This is a genomic window from Methylophaga sp. UBA4204, from assembly GCF_002379485.1.
Taxonomy (GTDB): Bacteria; Pseudomonadota; Gammaproteobacteria; order Nitrosococcales; family Methylophagaceae; genus Methylophaga.
In genome coordinates, this window is the sequence record NZ_DFTU01000073.1 from 1 (window position 1) to 1,105 (window position 1,105).

Sequence of the window (1,105 nt, forward strand, 5' to 3'; positions counted from 1 at the left end):
CCAGTCTTCCAGACGGTGAACCTGACCACCAGCAGCGGTCAAAGTTTGGGTATAGCGCTCGATCATACCGGGCACTTGTTCGCTCTGATCAGGGTGGACCAGAAACACGATTTCGTAATGTCTCAATTTGAGCTCCTCACGGTTTATACAGCTTGCTGAAAAATTTCAGAAAGCAAGGAGTTTTACCTATCAAAGGCAATCTGGCATTTTACTTTATTTTACTACCTGCTCACAAGCGGCGTTGACGATCCGCTTCAAATAAGCAGACGCCTGCAGCAACAGATACGTTGAGACTCTCGGCGGCTCCCTGCATCGGGATATACATAACCTGATCACAATGATCTCTGGTCAACCTGCGAATACCCTGCCCTTCAGCTCCCAAGATGATCGCTAACGGCCCCTTGAGATCGGCTTGGTAAAGACTTAACTCGCTCTCCCCAGATGTGCCGACCAGCCAGATACCTCATTGCTGCAGATCCCTTAATACCCGCGCAAGATTGGTCACCTGAATAAACGGCAGGCGCTCAGCAGCACCACTGGAAATTTTGATTGCTGTCGGCGTTAACCCTGAGGCACGATCTTTGGGTGCAATCACGGCATGCGCTCCGGCCGCCTCCGCGGTACGCAGACATGCGCCCAGATTATGAGGATCCTGGACACCATCCAGAATCAACAAAAACGGTGTTTGCTGTAAATTATCCAGTATTGTGTCTAGATCCGTTTCATCCAACACAGCTAATGGATGACAGCGGGCAACACAGCCCTGATGACGACTTTCCGGCACCATATCATCCAGTTGATGACGTTGGGTTTTATGTAAACGAATCCCCTGATCGCCAGCCAGCTTGTAAATGGTCTCCACACGTTGATCATGGCGTTCGTCAGCCAACCAGATTTCGGCCTCACGTGAAACAGGCGACTCAAGAGCCGCCTGTACCGCATGTAAACCAAAAATCAAATCCTGAGATGGTGCCTGATTTCTTTCTGATGTGCCTTTACGGCGTTTGGTAGGCTTCAGCTTCCTGTCCCTCAACAATAGGTTTAACAATAATTTCTACACGACGATTCAACTGTCGCCCGGCTTCGGTATCATTTGTGGCTCCCC

The 1,105-nt window shown here is 50.0% G+C and carries 1 protein-coding gene and 1 pseudogene; both read right to left on the reverse strand.

Annotation, left to right across the window (positions count from 1 at the left end; all coding sequences use genetic code 11):
* Positions 1-126: 30S ribosomal protein S6 (rpsF, locus tag B3182_RS10450; RefSeq protein ID WP_292752706.1), on the reverse strand; the 126-nt coding region annotated here is incomplete at its 3' end.
* A 103-nt stretch (positions 127-229) separates the two neighbouring features.
* Positions 230-958 (reverse strand): annotated as a pseudogene (gene rlmB / locus B3182_RS10455) (23S rRNA (guanosine(2251)-2'-O)-methyltransferase RlmB).
* Between the last annotated feature and the right edge of the window lie 147 nt (positions 959-1,105).